This window comes from Agrobacterium sp. (genome assembly GCF_032092815.1).
In the GTDB taxonomy this organism is placed as follows: domain Bacteria; phylum Pseudomonadota; class Alphaproteobacteria; order Rhizobiales; family Rhizobiaceae; genus Agrobacterium.
The window spans coordinates 24,324-43,923 of record NZ_DAMDBP010000015.1 but is presented as its reverse complement, the minus strand read 5'-3'; the positions used below and the strand labels follow the sequence as shown (position 1 = coordinate 43,923).

Genomic DNA, 19,600 nt, shown 5'->3' with positions numbered 1-19,600 from the left:
CAATGCATTGGCGCAAGGCGGCGTCCTGCCATAGTGGGAACAGGGTTCAAGCGTCACGTAAGCCGTGGCGCCACGGGCGGCTTCACCGGCCAACGCCAGCGCATTGCGTTCGGCATGCGGGCGACCGCCGACTGAGGTCGAAGCCTCGGCAACAATGTTGCCGTCTTTCACGACAACACAGCCAACGGAAGGATTGGTTTCGGTGAGACCGAGATGACGGCGCGCAACCTCGATTGCCCGCCCCATGAATTTTTCATCATCGGTTGGGCTGGTCACGCTTAAGCCCCCGCGTCCGTATCACGCGCAATCTTGGCGTTGATCTCGGCAATGACGTTTTCGAAATCTTCAGCATGGCTGAAATCGCGGTAGACCGAGGCGTAACGTACAAAGGCCACGTCATCGAGGCTCTTCAAGGCTTCCAGAACCTGCAGGCCGATTTCTTCCGACGGAATTTCCGTCTCGCCAGAACTTTCCAGTCTGCGCACGATGCCCGAAACGGCACGCTCAATGCGGTCACGATCAACCGGGCGTTTGCGCAGGGCGATCTCGAAAGACCGCACCAGCTTTTCCCGGTCGAACGGCAGCTTGCGGCCGCTTTTCTTCAAAACCATCAACTCGCGCAATTGCACACGTTCATAGGTCGTAAAGCGGCCGCCGCAATCGGGGCAGATGCGCCGCCGGCGGATGGAGGTATTATCCTCCGCCGGACGAGAGTCCTTGACCTGCGTGTCTTCCGAACCGCAAAAAGGGCAACGCATCGGCGATCCTCTCTTACATATACGGGTACATCGGGAAACGGCCGGTCAGAGCGACGACCTTTTCACGAACAGCTGCTTCAACGGCGGCATTGCCTTCGTCAGAGTTGGCGACCTTGAGGCCGTCAAGAACTTCAACGATCAGCTTGCCGATTTCGCGGAATTCAGCTTCCTTGAAGCCGCGTGTCGTGCCGGCCGGTGTGCCGAGACGCACGCCAGAAGTGACGAAAGGCTTTTCAGGGTCAAACGGAATGCCGTTCTTGTTGCAGGTGATGTAAGCGCGACCGAGAGCAGCCTCTGCACGCTTACCGGTGGCGTTCTTCTTGCGAAGGTCAACCAGCATCAGGTGGTTGTCGGTACCGCCGGAAACAACGTCCAGACCGCCTTCGATTAGCGTTTCGGACAGAGCCTTGGCGTTCTTGACGATCTGCGCTGCATACTCCTTGAACTCAGGCTGCAGAGCTTCACCGAAGGCAACTGCCTTTGCGGCGATGACGTGCATCAGCGGGCCGCCCTGCAGACCAGGGAAGACTGCGGAGTTGAACTTCTTGGCCAGATCCTCGTCATTGGTGAGGATCATACCGCCGCGTGGGCCGCGCAGCGACTTGTGCGTGGTGGTGGTGGCAACGTGGCAGTGTGGGAATGGCGATGGATGCTGATCACCAGCAACCAGACCGGCGATGTGCGCCATGTCGACCATCAAGTAAGCACCGACTTCGTCAGCGATTTCGCGGAAACGCTTCCAATCCCAAACGCGCGAATAAGCCGTACCACCAGCCAGAATGAGCTTTGGCTTGTGTTCCTTGGCCTTGCGCTCAACTTCGTCCATGTCCAGGAGGTTGTCGCCTTCGCGAACACCGTAGGACACAACGTTGAACCACTTGCCGGACATGTTGACTGGCGAACCGTGGGTCAAGTGACCTCCCGAGTTCAGGTCAAGGCCCATGAAGGTATCGCCCGGCTGCAACAGCGCCAGAAACACGGCCTGGTTCATCTGCGAGCCGGAGTTTGGCTGAACGTTGGCGAAGTTGACGCCGAACAGCTTCTTGGCGCGTTCGATGGCCAGGTCTTCGGCAATATCCACGAACTGGCAGCCACCGTAGTAGCGCTTACCCGGATATCCCTCGGCATATTTGTTGGTCATGATCGAGCCCTGCGCTTCAAGTACAGCGCGGGAAACAATGTTTTCCGAGGCGATCAATTCAATTTCGTGGCGTTGGCGACCAAGCTCCTTCTCGATCGCACCGAAAATATCCGGATCGACTTCGGCTAGTGGGCGAGAGAAGAAGGCATCTGTGTTCGACATGATGGAAGCTCCTGAAACAGTAATGCGATGGCGTCTTAACGCCCTGCCCTTTCAAGAGCAATACGGGCAACGAGATTTGCCCGTCAAACTGCGACGTTTGACGAAAAAATGCGTCACTGACGGCCATGAAAACAGGTTGTGCATCACCGCAAGCATGCAACGCGCTTGAAATCTTGCAATATGGTATGTCTTACCCGAAACCGCTGACAGCTTTTGGCAGGCAAATATCGGACAATAAAAAAGCCGCGCTCACTACGAACGCGGCTTTTGATCAAGGCGTTTTGCGCCGATCAGTTGCGCGGCACGAGGTCGTCATCGATCGAGCCGGCTGGCTGTTCCATGCCGCTCGTCGTGTTCAGCGCCAGTTCGGCATTGCCGTCATTGCCGTAGATATCGTCACGGAACTGCACTACGCCGTCCTTTGCAGACCATGCGGTGATGTAGACGAAATAAACCGGCAATTCCTGCGCCAGCTTGATCGGCGTGTTCTGGCGGGTGGAAATGACCCGTTCAATTTCCTGACGCGACCAACCGGGCGTGTCGCGCAGCATCCAGGTCGTCAGATCGCGAACGTTCTGAACACGAACACAGCCGGACGATTCGAAGCGCATGAGCTTGTTGAAAAGCCCCTGCTGCGGCGTGTCGTGCATGTATTCATTGTTTGGGTTGTGGAAGTTGATCTTCGTTGAGGACATGGCGTTGTTCTTGCCCGGATCCTGACGGAACATCAGGTTCGGTGCCTTTGGCGCAAACCAGTCCACAGTGGTTGGCGAAACCTCCTGGCCCCGTCCATCGATGAGACGGATATTGTTCCGCTCAAGATAGGTCGGATCCTTCTGCATCAAGGGAACAATGTCCTTTTCGATGATGGAGCGCGGCGAGGTCCAGTAAGGATTGAGGATAACCTCATAAATCTTGGAATTGATGACGTGTGTCGGGCGACTTGCGCGGCCAACAACAGCGGTGTTGCGCAGAACAACGCGGTCATTTTCAACAGCTTCGATATAGGCAGCTGGAATATTGACCATCACGTAACGCTGGCCAAGATCGCCCGATCTCGACTGGATGCGCACCAGGTTGGTCTGCAACTGCGAAAGACGCGTCTGGGCCGGAACATTCATCGCCTTCAGCGTGAATTCGCCGATCACACCGTCGGTCGGCAGACCATGGCGCGCCTGAAAACGCTTCACCGAGCCGTCAACATAGCTGTCGAAGGAGCTGGACATGCCGGCAGACTGGTCGAGGTCGCCGGAAATCATCAGGCGGCGGCGCAGATCCTGCACCGCGCCATCGGTCACACCGATCTGAAGGCGCTGCTGGCCGGCATTGACCTGCGGCCAGCCACCGTTCGACACGATGGACTGATAGAAAAGAATGGCCTGCTGGATGTTCATCGGCGCATCAAGACCGAGGACCGGGCTGTTGGACACAACGCCAACGGTAGAGCGGGATGCCTGCGCATCGAACTGATCATCCCAGTTGCCGCGACGCGGCGCGCCGATCACGTCGTCGATTGCCGTCTGCGCCAAGGCTGGAGCAGCCAGAGCCGCAGCCCCAACAGAAACAGCCGAACGCAGCAGCGTACGGCGGGAAATAACGTCAGTTCCGGTCTTCTTTGTCATGTTTACCCTACCAGCCAATCAAGAGGCACTGTAAACAATGCCTAAAGCCATATGTTTAACAAACACGCTCATGGCGTGAACCGGTTGGCAAATATGCTCATCGAAATTGCCAGACCAAAAAGGCCGCAACGCCAGACAAACCACCGGTTTAGTGTGAATTTGCGGTCTCATATCAATATGGCCAATTCGTGTCACCAGCCCCTCGCTCACGAAGCTGTGTGGCAAGCAAAAATTGTGGCGAAGTGTTGCCTGAAGAGGTCAACAAAGCAAAACCGGACGCGACATCAGCCGCATCCGGTTTTGAAGACAGGTAAACCTGTGTGTTTTTAAGGCCTGTTACAGGCGGTAAGCGATCGAGTCGTTCCAGAAACGGTCCAGACGCTGCAGCAGGCGATTCATTTCAGCGAACTCGCCGGTGCCGATGCCGCCAACCTTTTCAATCGAACCGATGTGGCGCTCATAAAGGCGGGCAACGGTTTCAGCGATCTGCTGGCCCTTGTCCGTCAGGCTGATGCGGACCGAACGACGGTCGATGCGCGAGCGCTGGTGGTTGATGAAGCCGAGGTCAACCAGCTTCTTGACGTTGTAGGAAACGTTCGAGCCGAGGTAGTAACCACGCGAACGCAGTTCACCGGCGGTCAGTTCGGAGTTGCCGATGTTGAAGAGCAGAAGTGCCTGTACGGCATTGACGTCATCACGACCCTGACGGTCGAACTCGTCCTTGATAACATCAAGCAGACGACGGTGAAGACGTTCTACGAGGTGCAGCGATTCCATATACAGAGAACTGATGGTTTCTTCCTGTGCGTCCGAAACTGCTGCCTGTGGCTTTACTTTGCTATTGATCATGACTGCCTCACTGTTTTTGTTTGGCGGTTTTTGTTTTGTGTTCCGCCTTGAGTGAGACCCTATAGAATGCGCATAAAATTCTACTTAAAATGCAGGCTTAACAAATCCTTACCTTAGATTTCCCCTTGTGGACCGTGTTTTAACCACTTGCAGGGCATCCGAAAATAGTGCAATTAATTCAATGTTTTAAACATTAAAATTTGAGCGATTTTGGCCGCAAAAGCTTTATTCTTATGGTAAATCAGACCTTACCCGATCCTCGTTCTGGCGGTTATCGAACCAGAATGCGAGCCGAAACAGGGCATAAATCGCCGCAACAAGGCCATGCATGACGGGCACGATTGTGTTGTGTCCGAAGATATCTGGCCAAATTCGATACATGGCAACTTGGGCTCCGGCACCGATGACCCAGATGACCGCACCCCATGATGCGCCGACCCATAGACCAAGGGCTGCAACGGGGAAAAGCACGGCCAGACCACTGCCTGCAACACGCCATGGCAGGTTGAGCATGTCAAAACGCCCACGCCCGCCTAAGGAGTAACCGGTGAGCATGGCCCAATATTGCAAGCCGAACCAGAAACACGAAATGGCGACCAGCCGCAGAAAACCCACGAAAAGGATTTCCGTCAGCGATCTTTTCAGCACGGGCGAAGAATCATGTTCCATGCCGGGACGATACGTCGATCAGCCATCAGCCACCAGCGGCTTGTTTCAGGCTGCCGTTCCTATCCCGCAATTTTATCGCTTATTTTTATAAGGTGCGGCGAAGCGTACATTCGTCAAGCGCAGACAAGCATGTTAATGAGGCTCTCATCATTCCTGCCATTGGCACGTGGCCGCTGGCAGGCAGGAAGGGCTGATATCATGAATGACAAGACACATATCGTTGACGACGTAACCGGACACCGCCGCATGCGGCGCAACCGCAAGGCAGACTGGACACGACGGCTGGTTCAGGAAACCAGACTGACGGTTGATGACCTCATCTGGCCGGTATTTGTGGTTCCCGGCACCGGCATTACCGATCCCATTCCGGCGATGCCCGGTGTTAACCGCATGAGTGTGGATCGTCTGGTCGAGGCGGCACGCGAGGCGGCTGATCTTGGCATTCCGGCTATCGCCACCTTCCCCAATATAGAAATGCATCTGCGTGACGAGACCGGTTCCCAGGCCCTGGAAGCCAACAACCTGATCAACCAGGCGACCGCTGCCGTTAAAAAGGCCGTGCCCAACATCGGCATGATTACCGATGTGGCGCTTGACCCATTTACCAGCCATGGCCACGACGGCATCTTGCGTGGCAATGACATCGTCAATGACGAAACGGTTGATCATGTGGTCAAGGCCGCCATTCTGCAGGCCGATGCCGGTGCAGACATTATTGCCCCATCGGAAATGATGGACGGCCGTATCGGTGCCATTCGCCGTGGCCTCGATGCTGCCGGGCACCAGAATGTCGGCATCATGTCCTATGCCACGAAATTTTCATCCGGTTTCTACGGTCCTTACCGCGAAGCGATCAGCACCAGCGGTCTCTTGAAGGGTGACAAGAACAGCTATTATATCAACCCTGCCAATGGCACCGAAGCGGTGCGTGATGCCGCACTCGACGTTGAAGAGGGTGCTGATATGCTGATGGTCAAACCCGGCCTTCCCTATCTCGATATTTGCTGGCGCCTGAAAGAAGCCTTTGGCCTGCCGACTTTCGCCTATCAGGTGTCGGGCGAATATACCCAGATCAAGGCTGCAGCCATGCAGGGCTGGATCGATGGCGACCGGGTGATGATGGAAACGCTTCTCTGTTTCAAGCGCGCCGGCTGCGATGGCATTCTCACCTACTTTGCCGTGGAAGTCGCACGGGCGCTTGCCAAGGGCAAATGACGGCACGACCAAGGGAAACAGATTGAAACTCGCGCGTTTCTCACCATATCAAATGCAAACAGGAGAAACGCGATGAGTATCGAACCAAACAACACCTATGCAGTGCCGCAGGATTGGCGTGCCTATAGCGGCGTGTTGACCCGTCGCGTGTTTGCATTCTGCATCGACTATCTGTTGATTGCGGTGCTTTGGGTGCCAGCCGCGGTTCTGGTGTTTTTCCTCGGCGTCATCACGCTGGGTTTGGCATGGTTCCTCTACCCTGCTCTTTATATCATTGTCGCTCTCTTCTATTTCGGCATGACGCTTGGCGGTTCGTCACAGGCCTCTCCCGGCATGAAGGCCACGGGCATTGCCATGGCGCGAACCGATGGCCGCAGAATCGACTTTCTGATTGCAACGGCACATATCGTGCTGTTCTGGGTGCTGAATTCGGTGCTGACGCCGCTCATTCTGCTGGTCGGCCTGTTTACGGATCGCTCACGCCTGATTCACGACCTGTTGCTTGGTACTGTTGCTATCCGTACCTCATAATCGGGGTGCGGTTGCAAACTGTTCGGTAGTAAATGGGCAGCTACTATAATCGGCCAGTTGACGTTTTTTAGGTTTTTGCCATTCTGTCACATTATGTGACAGGTGAAGGGAGCGACCAAGGTTCGATGAATACCCAGACAACGCCCTCTCCGCAGTTTTACCTGACGGCACCGGCCACTTGTCCCTACCTTCCCGGCGAACTTGAGCGCAAGGTTTTTACACATCTTGTCGGACCTCGCGCGGCCGAAATGAACGACCTTCTGACGCAGGGCGGTTTTCGCCGATCGCAAAACATTGCCTATCGACCGGCTTGCGAAACCTGCCGCGCCTGTGTTTCCGTGCGCATTCTGACGGAACATTTCTTGCCGACCCGCTCCATGCGCCGGGTGCTGTCTGCCAACAGCGACATTGTTTCCAGCATCCACACGACAGAACCGTCCACCGAGCAGTTTGCTCTGTTCCGGCGTTATCTCGACAGCCGTCACCATGATGGCGGCATGTCCGATATGTCGGCGCTCGATTATGCTGTCATGGTGGAAGATACCCATGTAAATACCCGTGTCATCGAATACCGGTTACGGGTTCCCGGTTCCGGAATCGACAGCAGTAAACGCGGCGAACTTCTGGCCGTGGCGCTCAGCGACGTGATGAGCGACGGACTGTCAATGGTATATTCCTTCTTCAACCCGGAAATGGAGCGCCGGTCGCTCGGCACGTTCATGATCCTCGACCATATTACCCGCACCCGCAATCTCGGGCTGCCACATGTTTATCTCGGCTACTGGGTCAACGGCTCCCAGAAGATGGGTTATAAAACGCGCTATCAACCGCAGGAACATCTGACGCCGCGGGGCTGGGAAATTTACGAACCGCCGCAGGATGATGCCGCAGAGACACCGTGAATAAACCGCTTGGCCCTCACCTGCGCCATTATTGAGAACAAAACAAAAGCGGCGAAAGACTTTGGAGGTCTTTCGCCGCTTTTTTTGTACTCAGTTTTTTATGCTTAGCCGCTGAACTTGCCGCTGCGTGGGAAACCCTTCGGCACGGTGCGGCCTGCCGTGGCGCGATCGCCCATCCATTCGGTCAGCTCGTCGCCCACCTTGGAGAAGGAACGACCAGCGCTGTCCGCCCAGGAAAGACCTTCAGTGAATACAAAACATTTCGCATCGGAAATGCCGCCATCCTTGTATCGCTGCAAACGAACGCCCTTGCCGCGTGTCATTTCCGGCATCTGCACCAGCGGGAAGGTCAAAAGCTTGCGGTTTTCACCGACCACAGCAACATAGTCACTATTGGCAGGAACCGGTACGACCAGCTTGGTTTCATCCGGCATGGACACGTTCATGATCTGCTTGCCCTTGCGGGTGTTTGCGACCATTTCCGTCTCGGCAATGATGAAGCCGTTACCTGCGGTCGATGCCAGCAGCAGCTTGCGCGCCGGATCATGCACAAAGGCAGTCAGGATATCCTGATCATTTTCCATATCGACCATGATACGGATCGGCTCACCATGACCACGACCGCCCGGCAGCTTGTCAGCGCCCAGTGTGTAGGCCTTGCCGCCGGTGGTTACCAGCAACAGCTTGTCAGTTGTTTGCGCAGGGAATGCCAGCTTCAGGCCATCGCCTTCCTTGAAGGTCAGCGAGGATGTGTCGGAGATGTGACCCTTCAGCGCCCTGATCCAGCCCTTCTCGGAAATGACCACCGTTACCGGTTCTTTTTCGATCATTGCCTGCTGAATGGCCTCGATATCGGCATCCGGCGCATCGGCGAACTGCGTGCGGCGGCGACCGAGTTCGGTTGCCTTGGCATATTTTTTCTTCACTTCGCCAATTTCAAACGAAACGACCTGCCACTGCTTGTCGTCAGAGGCCAGCAGCGCTTCGATGTCGGCCTTTTCCTTGGTCAACGCATCGAATTCCGTGCGGATTTCGATTTCTTCCAGTTTACGCAAAGAGCGCAAACGCATGTTGAGAATGGCTTCGGCCTGAATATCCGTCAGCCCGAAACGCGTCATCATGAACGGCTTCGGCTCATCTTCCTCACGAATGATGCGGATGATCTCATCAATATTAAGATAGGCGATCAGCAGGCCGCCGAGAATTTCCAACCGGCGATCAATGGCAGCCAGGCGGAAACGCGAACGACGAACCAGCACGTCCTTGCGGTGGCTCAGCCATTCCAGCAGCACTTCATTCAGCGCCATGACCTTTGGAATCTTGCCAAGCGACAAGACGTTCATGTTGAGCGGAATGCGGTTTTCAAGATCGGTGAGCTTGAACAGCGATTCCATCAGCAATGTTGCATCGACCGTGCGGTTCTTCGGAACCAGAACGACACGCACGTCTTCTGCCGACTCGTCCCTGATGTCTTCCAGCAGAGGAAGCCTGCGGGCGATCAGCAGTTCGGCGATCTTTTCAATCAGGCGCGATTTCTGAACCTGATAGGGAATTTCGGTGATGACGATCTGGTAACCGCCACGGCCGAGATCCTCCACTTCCCACTTGGCACGGACGCGGAAACCACCACGACCCGTCTTGTAGGCGTCAAGAATGTTCTCGCGGCTTTCCACGATGATGCCGCCGGTTGGCAGGTCGGGACCGGGAATGAATTCCAACAGCTTTTCGACCGGGGCGTCGGGATGTTTGATCAGATGCAGGGCTGCATCACAGATTTCATGGGCATTGTGCGGCGGGATGGAGGTTGCCATGCCCACGGCAATGCCGGACGCGCCGTTTGCCAGAAGGTTCGGAAACGCACCGGGCATGACCACAGGCTCTTCGTCTTCCTCATTATAGGTCGGACGAAAATCGACGGCATCCTGATCGATGCCTTCCAGAAGCAGCGCGGTAACTTCCGTCATGCGCGCTTCGGTGTAACGCATCGCCGCAGCGCCGTCGCCATCGATGTTGCCAAAGTTCCCCTGGCCGTCGACCAGCGGATAACGGATGGCAAAATCCTGCGACAGGCGCACCAGCGCGTCATAGATCGAGGCATCGCCGTGCGGGTGGAATTTACCCATCACGTCACCGACGATACGCGCGCATTTCTTGAACGCCGAGTTCGGGCGGATGCCCATTTCGCTCATGGCGTGAACAATGCGGCGATGGACCGGTTTCAGGCCGTCGCGCACATCCGGAAGCGCACGGTGCATGATGGTCGACAACGCATAGGCAAGGTAACGCTCTTCGAGCGCAGCCTTGAGATCGACCGGATGAATGTTATCATCTCCGCCAGACGGAGGAACAAGATTTTTTCCCATACTGCTTGACTAGCGGAAATGCTGATTCCCGGCAAGGAATCCGGGGGCTTTCGCCTGTGGATGACGGTCAGAACAACAGTAATTTGGTCGATATTAGGCGTGTGGAACACAGGTCAGGTTAAAATCGTTCTGGCCAACGGCAAAATATGAACAATTCATTAAGTTTGATTGGCAAATGACGTTGCGCCCCTGTGCCGCCTATCAGTTTGGGGAGTGGACAGCCTTCTGCAACCACATATAAATGCTGCGAATGTTTAGATTCAAAGCATACTATCAAAAGGGATGAAACAACCATGAACAGCAATTTCCGGACGCTTCTGCTGGCGAGTTCCACAGTTCTGGCATTTTCCGGTACGGCTTTCGCGCTCGACGGTAACGATCTCCTCAAGAAGATAAACGCATCCTACAACACACAGGGCGCAGCCATCACTGCCGCCGCAGTCGAGACAGATGGCTCGACCGTTGTTTTAAAGGGCGCAGCATTCAGTTCCGACGCGATGTCCCAACACAAGTTTCCGCTGGGCGACATCACCTTTGAAGACGTTGAAGAAGATAATGGTGGTTACCATATCGGCACGGCGAAATTCGACGACATCAATTTTACCGATAAAGATACGACTGTTACCGTCGTCGACATGTACATGAGCGGCATCAGCGTTCCGGCAACCGCCAATAGTGGCACGATCGACAGTATTCTGTTTTATGACGAAGCCCACAGTGGTGAAGTCAAGGTCAATGTTGCAGGCAAGGACGTGGTGACGCTCGAAGAGACCGTCGCAACGATGAGCATGAGCGACGACAAGAACGACATCGGCTTCAAGATTAGCGCCACGGGTTTCGAGGCAGATCTGAGCGACGTACAGGACCCTGCCTACAAGGAAGCACTCGACCAGCTCGCCATCAAGTCGCTGGCCGGCAAAATGAACATGGAAGGCAACTGGGAGGTATCGTCCGGCAAGGTCGATGTCAGCGATTACAGCGTTGAACTGGATGACGTCGGCACTTTGAGCCTTGCTTTCGGTTTCACCGGCTACACGCTCGACTTCATCAAGTCGATGCAGGAAACCATCAAGGCACAGGCTGCGAATCCGAACAAGCAACAGGCTGAACAGGCCGCCGGCCTTGCCATGCTTGGCCTTGCCCAGCAGCTCAGCTTCACCAATGCAGAAATCAGATTTGTCGATGACAGCATCACCAAGCGCGCCATTGATTACGCTGCCAGCAAGCAGGGCATGGACGGCGAACAGCTTTCCCAGACCATCAAGGGCATGGCACCACTGATGATGGCACAGTTGAACCTGCCTGAGTTGCAGAATGCCGTGTCGGCAGCCATCAACGCCTATATCGACGATCCGCAGAACTTCACGATCTCGGCGGTTCCGGAAAGCCCGGTTCCGTTCCCGATGATCATGGGTGCGGCAATGGGTGCACCAAACACCCTGCCAACCGTTCTCGGCGTGAAGGTTTCGGCCAACGACTAAGTTTGCCCTGTAAGGGCTTTGCCTTCGGCAATATCCACATCAACAAAAAGCCCCGGTCGAATGGCCGGGGCTTTTCTTTGGGCAGGTCTATTGAAAGAAAGATCAAGCAGCGTGACGTGAGCCCGTCCGTTCATGGTGATAAGAACTTGCATCACTCAACCGGAACATCTGCAACAGCTCGTTGAGACGCGCCACTTCACGCGACAGAACGGCGCTGGCAGCATTGTTTTCCTCAACCATGGCCGCATTGCTTTGTGTTGCCTGATCCAGATGGTTGATGGCAGTGTTGATTTCACCAAGACCGATTGCCTGCTCGTGGGAGGCCGCTGCAATGGCGTTGACGTGCTCGCGGATATCGACAATCGAACCACCGATCCGGGACAGGGCCTGGCCGGTTTCACGGACAAAACGGCCGCCTTCCCTCACCTCAGCACCTGAATTGTTGATCAGAGCCTTGATCTCGCCGGCTGCCTTGGCGGAACGCTGCGCCAGTTCGCGCACTTCCTGTGCCACGACGGCAAAACCACGGCCGGCCTCACCGGCGCGCGCCGCTTCCACACCGGCGTTGAGTGCCAAGAGGTTGGTCTGGAACGCAATCTCGTCAATGACGCTGATGATGCTGCCAATCTGCTCAGACGACCGTTCGATGCGGGTGACCGCTGCGATGGTGTCATCCAGCAGCGATGTGGTTTTTTCAGCGTCGTTGCCAGCCTGCTTGGCAATGTCCTGCGCCTGCGCGGCGCGTTCTGCCGAAAGACGGACATTGGCCGTCAATTCATCAAGGGCTGCTGCCGTTTCCTCCAATGAGGCGGCCTGCTGTTCGGTACGACGCGCCAGATCATCAGTGCTCTGGCTGATTTCACGCGCGCCGCCGTCAATGGAATATCCAGATTCGGCAATGCCGCCCATCGCACCATTCAACTGTTGCAGGGTCTGGTTCAGGTCGTGGCGCAGCGCCTCAAAGTCTTGCGAGAAGGGTTCGGTCAACTGGAAGGACAGATCACCCTGGGCCAGGCGTTTCAAGGCCAATGCCAGCCCCTGCGTTGCCTGCATCAAACGCGCCTGCGCATTGCTTTCGGCTTCCTCTTGCAGGCGCTTGCGCTCTGCCTCAGAACGGGCTCGCGCTTGGGCCGCCTCTTCCTCAAGTTTCTGTTTGCTGATGGCGGACTGGCGAAACACTTCCAGTGCCGATGCCATGGCACCGAACTCATCGCGGCGGTTCAGGCCCGGCACAGCCAGTGTCGTTTCACCATCCGCCAGCTTGCGCATGGCGCCGGTCATCGCGGACGCCGGACGGCTGATCGACCGGCCGATAAAATACACGCTGACCAAAAGGCTGAACACGGTCAGGGCAATCAGCCCCGTCACCATGCGGATTGTCCACTGCTCGGCAGCGGCATTTTCACTGGCATTGCGGACTTTTTCACCGTCGTAATAGGCCATGACATCCGCCACAAAGGGCTGCATGGCGACATAGACATTATCAACATCCCGACGTAGCCCCTGCTCCACGACAGTCGCTTCGGCGTAAAAACGGAAAGATGCCGTATAGATGTCCAGCGCATCCATGATGCGCTGGCGATCGGCACCGGGGCGGAATTCCTTTTTCACTTCCGCCTTGAAGGTTTCAACCTCCTCGCGGTGCTTCGCCACATAGGCAGGGTCCTGCCGCAGGATAAAATCCTTTTCATGACGGCGCATCATCAACATGCTGGCGCGGATATTGGCGTTTTCCAGTCCCGATACCAGGTTCTCGATATTGTGTACGGCGCGGCGCATCGCACCTTCAAGACCATCAGACGGTACCAAACCCAATTCAGTGTTCTTGGTAACCAGACTTGCGACTGCGGTGGAATAGATACCAAGCGCATTGGTCAGGCTTTCCAGCTTCAAGGTCGCATCGGTATCGTTGTCAGCACGCAGCGTCTCAATGCGCGCGCTGGTGTTCTTCACCACGCCATCAAAACGCTCGATGGCAGCAATCTGTTTTGCCAGCAGGAAATCCTTTTCCTCAAGCTGCGCGACATGCAGGTCCGAAACGATCTCGGAAACGACGATCTGTCTTTCCTCCACCCGCTTTGCTGATTGTTTGTAACCGGCTTCAAGATGGCGCTGGAACAGGAATGTGCCAACAACCACCCCCAAGCCCAGCACAGCGACGAGAACCAACAAGAAAATACGGTGAGAAATCCGCAAAGTGACGGGGAAAAAAGACGGCATTCGGGACCCTTTCGTTAGGGTACCGAATCCCCTGAAAACCTTAAAAAAACGGGAACCTGGTGTGACAATACGATGAAATTTTTGCGATGCACAAAAAGGAGTTGAATCGAGTTTTGCGCGATCAACCCATTGGCGTATTTTCAGCCCGTTTCGATCAAAAATCTGCCTAAACGCAAAACGGCAGCCCAGTGGGCTGCCGTTGCAAATGCTCTGTGCGAACCGGATATCGGCGCGCACGTGTCAGACTGTATCAGTCTTTCTTTGGTGTCGGAACGACGCGAAGCGCCAATTCGCGCAGCTGCGTTGGTGTTGCTGGCGCCGGAGCGTTCATCAACAGATCCTGTGCCTGCTGGTTCATCGGGAACAGCGTGATTTCACGCAGGTTCTTTGCACCGACGAGCAGCATGACAACGCGGTCGATACCGAATGCGCAACCGCCGTGCGGAGGTGCACCATACTGGAAGGCGCGGTAAAGGCCACCGAAGCGGTCTTCAACGTCTGCCTGGCTCAGACCAACCTTTTCAAACGCCTTGACCATCAGTTCAGGCGACTGGTTACGGATGGAGCCGGAGGCGATTTCGAAGCCGTTGCAAACCGCGTCGTACTGGTAAGCCTTGATCGACAGTGGGTCCTGGCCTTCCAGTGCTTCCAGACCACCCTGTGGCATGGAGAACGGGTTGTGCGCGAAGTCGATCTTCTTTTCTTCTTCGTTGTATTCGAAGAACGGGAAGTCAACGATCCAGCACATTTCGAAACGATCGCGATCGATCAGATTCAGTTCTTCAGCTGCACGGGTACGTGCTTCACCGGCGAACTTGTAGAACTTGGCAGGATCACCAGCCACGAAGAAGCAGGCGTCACCGGCTTCCAGGCCGAGCTGTACGCGCAGCGCTTCGGTGCGTTCTTCACCGATGTTCTTGGCGAGCGGACCGGAACCGCCGACCTTGCCGTCTTCTTCCTTCCAGAAGATGTAGCCGAGGCCTGGCTGACCCTGAGACTGCGCCCAGGCGTTCATGCGGTCGCAGAATGCTCTTGAGCCGCCGGTCTTTGCCGGAATGGCCCAAACCTGAACCTTCGGATTCGAGGCGATCATGTTTGCGAAGACCTTGAAGCCGGAGCCGTCGAAATGCTCTGTAACAGCTTCCATGACGATCGGGTTACGCAGATCCGGCTTATCGGAGCCGTATTTGCGGATCGCTTCGTCGTAAGGAATGCGGGGCCACTTCTGCGTGACAGGCTTGCCTTCGGCAAACTGCTCGAACACCGACGTCATCATCGGCTCCATGGTTTCCCAGACATCTTCCTGGGTCACGAAGCTCATTTCCACGTCGAGCTGGTAGAACTCGCCCGGCAGACGGTCAGCGCGCGGGTCTTCATCACGGAAGCAAGGCGCAATCTGGAAATAACGGTCGAAACCGGCAACCATCAAAAGCTGCTTGTACTGCTGCGGCGCCTGCGGCAGCGCGAAGAACTTGCCTTCATGAATACGGCTTGGCACGAGGAAGTCGCGTGCACCTTCCGGCGAAGAAGCCGTAAGAATTGGCGTGGTGTATTCGGCAAAACCAGCCTCAGCCATGCCATTGCGCATGGAGGAGATGATCTGCGTGCGCTTGACGATGTTCTTGTGCAGCGTTTCGCGGCGCAGGTCGAGGAAGCGATACTTCAGGCGCACATCTTCCGGGTATTCAGGCTCACCAAACACCGGCAGCGGCAGTTCCTTGGCAACGCCGAGAACTTCGATTTCCTGTGCGTAGAGTTCGACCTCGCCGGTGGCCATGCCCTTGTTGACGGTGTCGTCCGAACGGGCCTTGACCAGACCATCGATACGGATAACCCACTCGCCACGCACGGTTTCAGCGGACTTGAAAGCCGGGCTGTCAGGATCGGCGACAACCTGCGTGATGCCATAATGGTCACGAAGGTCGATGAACAAGACGCCACCGTGATCTCGCACGCGATGAACCCAACCGGAAAGGCGGACAGTCGCGCCGACGTCGGACTTGCGGAGAGCGGCACAGGTATGGCTGCGGTAACGATGCATTTTGTTATCCTGAAACATGCTGCGGCGCTTTGGCCGCACGATCAAATTTGGCCGGAAAAACGCATGGTCAGCCTGATTTGTCAAGGCAAAGCACAAGAATGTCGTGTTCTCGTCTGTCCTTCAAGCCGACATCGCACTAAGACTGTGGACGCTTATCCGCTTTTTTCCGTTCCTCGCGATGATTCGTCCCCATGAGCCAGATCCGCCCGCTGATTCCCCTTCTCGCAACTGCCGGCATTTTGATCGGGGGCAATGGCCTGCAAGGCACCTTCATCGCCTTGCGGGGTTTATCGGAGGGATTTTCTCCCAGCACCATCGGTCTGATCAGCGCAGGGTATAGCCTGGGCTTCGCCATCGGGTGTATTTACGTCACCAGCATATTGCGGGAAATTGGCCACATCAGAGCATTTGCGGCGCTCGCGGCCATCTCGTCAGCAGCCTCGATTGCCATGGCACTGATCACCCATCCACTGTTCTGGCTTGCCATGCGTTTCCTGATCGGCATTGCGGTTGCCGGACTGTTTGCCATTATCGAAAGCTGGATCAACGCGCAGGTCACCAATTCCAACCGTGCCCGCGCACTTTCCGTTTACAGACTTGTGGATCTGGGCTCCGTCACGGCGGCACAATACATCATCCCCATGGCAGGCATTGAAGGGCCAACAGTGTTTTCGCTGATTGCCATGGCGCTGACCCTGTCGCTCGTGCCAATTTCGATTGCCGACAAATCCAACCCTGCCCCGCCCAATGCCATGAAGTTCAATCCGGCAGCTGTCTGGCGCATCTCGCCGCTGGCCGTTGTCGGCTGCGTCGCCGTCGGTCTCAGCATGGCAGCGTTTCGCAACATCGGACCGATCTATGCCGAACAGATCGGCATGTCGGTTACGGCCATCGCCACCTTCATGAGCGCCGGCATCATTGGCGGCGTTGTGCTGCAATATCCGCTGGGTGCCTATTCTGATCGTTATGATCGCCGCATCGTTATTCTTGCTACCACGGCGGGCTCAGTCATCACCGGGTTGTTCCTGGTGTTTTTCGCCGGCACCGATGAGTGGAGAAACATTATCGGTGTCTTCATTTTTGGTGCCTTTGCGCTTCCGCTTTATTCGTTGAGTTCGGCGCATGGCAATGACCACGCCAAAGAGGGTGAACATGCCATGGTTGCGGCCGGCCTGTTGTTCTTCTGGTCGCTGGGCGCCACCATCGGGCCGCTGCTCGCCTCCGTGCTAATCGATCTGTACGGGCCCAAAGCGCTGTTCATCTATACCGCCGCGGTGCAGATCCTATTCATCGGTTACACCATCTATCGCCTCAGGATGCGCGCCGGTGTGCCGGTTGAAGAGCGTAACTGGCGGTTCAGGGCGCTGTTGCGTACCTCAGCCTATTTCAGCAAATTGGCAGCACCTGCACCAAAAAGCCCTGATAAAAGTGACCAGGAACCACGTTGAAGGCCGGAAAGAGGGCGACAACGGTTAAGAAACACCGACTTTGTATTGACATACGGTCCCCAAAGGGAAAGTAAGACCCATCTGTTACAGTACTGGCCAGAAGAATATGATCGAAACGACCGCAGCACTTGCCGAAGCTTGCAAGGAACTTGCAAAATCGGACTTCATCACAATCGATACGGAATTTCTGCGGGAAACGACTTTCTGGCCAGAGGTGTGTCTCGTTCAAATGGCAAGCCCGACACTGGAAGTGTTGGTGGATCCGATGGCCAAAGACATCGATCTTGCGCCATTGTTCGAGCTGATGGCCAATCCTGATGTGGTCAAGGTTTTCCATGCCGCCCGCCAGGACATTGAAATCATCCACCATCTCGGCGGACTTATCCCCCACCCGATCTTCGACACGCAGGTTGCGGCGATGGTTTGCGGTTTCGGGGATTCGATTTCCTACGACCAGCTGGTGCAGAAGATCAAATCCGTGCAGATCGACAAGTCGTCGCGTTTCACCGACTGGAGCCGCCGTCCGCTGTCCGAAAAGCAGCTTGATTATGCATTGGCAGATGTGACCCATCTTCGTGACGTCTATCTGGCGCTGAAAGCCAAGCTAGAGCGCGAAGGCCGCTCGTTGTGGTTGACCGAGGAGATGAACATTCTCGAGTCGCGCGACACTTATGAGCTGCACCCGGATGATGCCTGGCTGCGCCTGAAGTCGCGCCTGCGCAAGCCGACCGAACTTGCCATTCTCAAATTCGTCGCAGCCTGGCGCGAGCGTGAGGCCCGCAGCCGCAACGTACCGCGCTCGCGTGTGCTGAAGGATGATGCGATTTTCGAAATCGCCCAGCAGCAGCCAAAGGATGCCGAGGCATTGTCGCGCCTGCGCACCATCCCGAAGGGCTGGGAACGTTCTTCCTCCGGTTCCGCCATTGTCGAAACCGTCAACGCCGCCCTCGCATTGCCAAAGACAGAGATGCCACAAGCGCCACGCCACAGCCATTCACCGGAAGGTTCAGGCGCTGCCGTGGAACTTCTGAAGGTCCTGTTGAAGCTGACCGCCGACAAACACGGCGTTGCAGCCAAGATCATTGCCAACAGCGATGATCTGGACAGAATTGCCTCTGAAGGTGAAAAGGCGCAGGTTGCCGCTCTCTCCGGCTGGCGCAAGGAACTGTTCGGTGATGTTGCCCTCAAGCTCATCAACGGCGGTGTCGCCCTGCGCTTTGCAGGCAAGAAGGTTGAAGCAGTCGAACTGCCGACTGAGTAAACCGCAACCGGTCCTGACAGCCCATCCTCAAGACATCCGGCGTCGCAGGTCGCCGGAATAAAGCCAGTCGAGCGCATGTTTCAGGCACAATAGCTGTGTTTTCCTGTCGCCTTGATGTGCGGATCACAGCCAATACTTGCAATCCGGCAACAGTGCAAAAGCGTTTGAAACGCCTTACCAAATCGTCACTTTTGGCGAATTGAATTCCACATTAAAGTCTTGCTTGCGTTCTAGGCAGCCGAAGCGCTGATCTCGAGCCAGCGACGATATTTCATTGAAAGCAACGGACCGTATGCGAAAGCTTCTCTTAATGCTGGATTACCTGCTGCTATTTCTAGCAGTTGCCGGCAGTGGCGTTGCATATGCCTTTCTGGAATACGGCGGCGGGCCGTTCATTGGCGCGACCTATGCGCTGTTTGCCTGCGCCCCCATTCTGGCCTTCGAGCGCGGTTACATCCTGCCGCGCCTGTCACAACGTATCAGCTCCCTGCCGACGCCAGCCTATATCGCCATTGGCCTGATCATCTATGCGGTTCTGGTGTTCAGCGGTTTTGCGGTTGGTGGAACCTTGCTGTGGTCAACCGGCATCTTGAAAGTCGATTGGCAGCGTGCGGTGCATGCCGAACCACAGACACTGGTCTTCACTGCCATTGTTTGCAGCATCATCGTGTTCGTCATGCGGGTGCGTGAGCTGTTGGGGCGCGACATCTTTACCGATCTTTTGCTTGGCCGTTACCGTCGGCCAATCCGTGAAGAGCGGGTGTTCATTTTTATCGATCTGGTTGGCTCGACCACCTTTGCCGAGACCCATGGCGACATGAAGGCTCAGGAATTCCTGCGTGAGATTTTTGCCACCTATGCTGCCCCCGTACGCCGTCACAATGGCGCGATTGACGATTACATCGGCGATGCAGCCATTATCACCTGGCCGTTCCAT

At 55.9% G+C, this 19,600-nt stretch carries 15 protein-coding genes and 1 pseudogene; 7 read left to right on the top strand and 9 right to left on the bottom strand.

The features are described 5' to 3' along the window. From RT613_RS11265 to RT613_RS11240, 6 genes are all read right to left on the bottom strand, one after another. Nucleotides 1-276, bottom strand: a 276-nt coding sequence (locus RT613_RS11265) for a bifunctional diaminohydroxyphosphoribosylaminopyrimidine deaminase/5-amino-6-(5-phosphoribosylamino)uracil reductase RibD (RefSeq protein WP_313615386.1), incomplete at its 3' end; no start/stop codon positions are given. Between the two features lie 2 nt (nt 277-278). Continuing rightward, the gene (nrdR, locus tag RT613_RS11260; RefSeq protein ID WP_313615385.1) at nt 279-758 is read right to left on the bottom strand and encodes a transcriptional regulator NrdR; all 480 of its coding nucleotides are present in this window, start codon (nt 756-758) and stop codon (nt 279-281) included. 13 nt (nt 759-771) lie between these two features. Beyond that, on the bottom strand, nt 772-2,061 hold the full coding sequence (gene glyA, locus RT613_RS11255) for a serine hydroxymethyltransferase (RefSeq protein ID WP_313615383.1): 1,290 nt from the start codon (nt 2,059-2,061) through the stop codon (nt 772-774). Between the two features lie 290 nt (nt 2,062-2,351). Further along, a complete protein-coding gene (locus RT613_RS11250; RefSeq protein ID WP_313615381.1) occupies nt 2,352-3,683 on the bottom strand; it encodes a murein L,D-transpeptidase in 1,332 nt (443 codons plus the stop codon). 336 nt (nt 3,684-4,019) lie between these two features. Continuing rightward, nucleotides 4,020-4,529 carry a transcriptional regulator LdtR gene (gene ldtR / locus RT613_RS11245; protein ID WP_313615502.1) on the bottom strand — a complete coding sequence of 170 codons (510 nt, stop codon included), beginning with the start codon at nt 4,527-4,529 and terminating at the stop codon, nt 4,020-4,022. Nucleotides 4,530-4,763: 234 nt separating this feature from the next. Further along, the gene (locus tag RT613_RS11240) at nt 4,764-5,201 is read right to left on the bottom strand and encodes a DUF6163 family protein (RefSeq protein WP_313615380.1); all 438 of its coding nucleotides are present in this window, start codon (nt 5,199-5,201) and stop codon (nt 4,764-4,766) included. Nucleotides 5,202-5,399: 198 nt separating this feature from the next. Here RT613_RS11240 and hemB point away from each other — a divergent pair, with 198 nt between their 5' ends. From hemB to RT613_RS11225, 3 genes are all read left to right on the top strand, one after another. Continuing rightward, the gene (gene hemB, locus RT613_RS11235; RefSeq protein ID WP_313615379.1) at nt 5,400-6,416 is read left to right on the top strand and encodes a porphobilinogen synthase; all 1,017 of its coding nucleotides are present in this window, start codon (nt 5,400-5,402) and stop codon (nt 6,414-6,416) included. Between the two features lie 72 nt (nt 6,417-6,488). Next, nucleotides 6,489-6,947 carry an RDD family protein gene (locus RT613_RS11230; protein ID WP_313615377.1) on the top strand — a complete coding sequence of 153 codons (459 nt, stop codon included), beginning with the start codon at nt 6,489-6,491 and terminating at the stop codon, nt 6,945-6,947. A gap of 125 nt (nt 6,948-7,072) precedes the next feature. Continuing rightward, the gene (locus RT613_RS11225) at nt 7,073-7,849 is read left to right on the top strand and encodes an arginyltransferase (RefSeq protein ID WP_313615375.1); all 777 of its coding nucleotides are present in this window, start codon (nt 7,073-7,075) and stop codon (nt 7,847-7,849) included. A gap of 104 nt (nt 7,850-7,953) precedes the next feature. Here the strand turns inward: RT613_RS11225 and parC are convergent, their stop codons facing one another. Beyond that, complete coding sequence (gene parC / locus RT613_RS11220) at nt 7,954-10,212, bottom strand: DNA topoisomerase IV subunit A (RefSeq protein ID WP_313615374.1); 2,259 nt, start codon at nt 10,210-10,212, stop codon at nt 7,954-7,956. A 293-nt stretch (nt 10,213-10,505) separates the two neighbouring features. Here parC and RT613_RS11215 point away from each other — a divergent pair, with 293 nt between their 5' ends. Then, complete coding sequence (locus RT613_RS11215; RefSeq protein WP_313615372.1) at nt 10,506-11,693, top strand: hypothetical protein; 1,188 nt, start codon at nt 10,506-10,508, stop codon at nt 11,691-11,693. Nucleotides 11,694-11,795: 102 nt separating this feature from the next. Here RT613_RS11215 and RT613_RS11210 read toward each other — a convergent pair whose 3' ends face one another. Beyond that, nucleotides 11,796-13,913, bottom strand: a complete 2,118-nt coding sequence (locus tag RT613_RS11210; protein WP_313615370.1) for a methyl-accepting chemotaxis protein — start codon at nt 13,911-13,913, stop codon at nt 11,796-11,798. A gap of 250 nt (nt 13,914-14,163) precedes the next feature. Then, nucleotides 14,164-15,954, bottom strand: coding sequence for an aspartate--tRNA ligase (aspS, locus tag RT613_RS11205; protein ID WP_313615368.1), 1,791 nt, complete (start codon nt 15,952-15,954; stop codon nt 14,164-14,166). 191 nt (nt 15,955-16,145) lie between these two features. Here aspS and RT613_RS11200 point away from each other — a divergent pair, with 191 nt between their 5' ends. From RT613_RS11200 to RT613_RS11190, 3 genes and pseudogenes are all read left to right on the top strand, one after another. Further along, nucleotides 16,146-17,402 carry an MFS transporter gene (locus RT613_RS11200; RefSeq protein WP_313615366.1) on the top strand — a complete coding sequence of 419 codons (1,257 nt, stop codon included), beginning with the start codon at nt 16,146-16,148 and terminating at the stop codon, nt 17,400-17,402. Nucleotides 17,403-17,508: 106 nt separating this feature from the next. Beyond that, on the top strand, nt 17,509-18,663 hold the full coding sequence (gene rnd / locus RT613_RS11195) for a ribonuclease D (protein ID WP_313615364.1): 1,155 nt from the start codon (nt 17,509-17,511) through the stop codon (nt 18,661-18,663). A gap of 292 nt (nt 18,664-18,955) precedes the next feature. After that, nucleotides 18,956-19,600, top strand: a pseudogene (locus tag RT613_RS11190) (adenylate/guanylate cyclase domain-containing protein); the annotation flags it as partial.

Bases quoted from the DNA above. Each gene is read 5' to 3' on its own strand.
- glyA (WP_313615383.1), bottom strand. From the start codon at position 2,061: ATGTCGAACACAGATGCCTTCTTCTCTCGCCCACTAGCCGAAGTCGAT.
- aspS (WP_313615368.1), bottom strand. From the start codon at position 15,954: ATGCATCGTTACCGCAGCCATACCTGTGCCGCTCTCCGCAAGTCCGAC.
- RT613_RS11210 (WP_313615370.1), bottom strand. From the start codon at position 13,913: ATGCCGTCTTTTTTCCCCGTCACTTTGCGGATTTCTCACCGTATTTTC.
- RT613_RS11250 (WP_313615381.1), bottom strand. From the start codon at position 3,683: ATGACAAAGAAGACCGGAACTGACGTTATTTCCCGCCGTACGCTGCTG.
- rnd (WP_313615364.1), top strand. From the start codon at position 17,509: ATGATCGAAACGACCGCAGCACTTGCCGAAGCTTGCAAGGAACTTGCA.
- RT613_RS11225 (WP_313615375.1), top strand. From the start codon at position 7,073: ATGAATACCCAGACAACGCCCTCTCCGCAGTTTTACCTGACGGCACCG.
- RT613_RS11200 (WP_313615366.1), top strand. From the start codon at position 16,146: ATGAGCCAGATCCGCCCGCTGATTCCCCTTCTCGCAACTGCCGGCATT.
- RT613_RS11215 (WP_313615372.1), top strand. From the start codon at position 10,506: ATGAACAGCAATTTCCGGACGCTTCTGCTGGCGAGTTCCACAGTTCTG.
- hemB (WP_313615379.1), top strand. From the start codon at position 5,400: ATGAATGACAAGACACATATCGTTGACGACGTAACCGGACACCGCCGC.
- nrdR (WP_313615385.1), bottom strand. From the start codon at position 758: ATGCGTTGCCCTTTTTGCGGTTCGGAAGACACGCAGGTCAAGGACTCT.
- RT613_RS11240 (WP_313615380.1), bottom strand. From the start codon at position 5,201: ATGGAACATGATTCTTCGCCCGTGCTGAAAAGATCGCTGACGGAAATC.
- parC (WP_313615374.1), bottom strand. From the start codon at position 10,212: ATGGGAAAAAATCTTGTTCCTCCGTCTGGCGGAGATGATAACATTCAT.
- RT613_RS11230 (WP_313615377.1), top strand. From the start codon at position 6,489: ATGAGTATCGAACCAAACAACACCTATGCAGTGCCGCAGGATTGGCGT.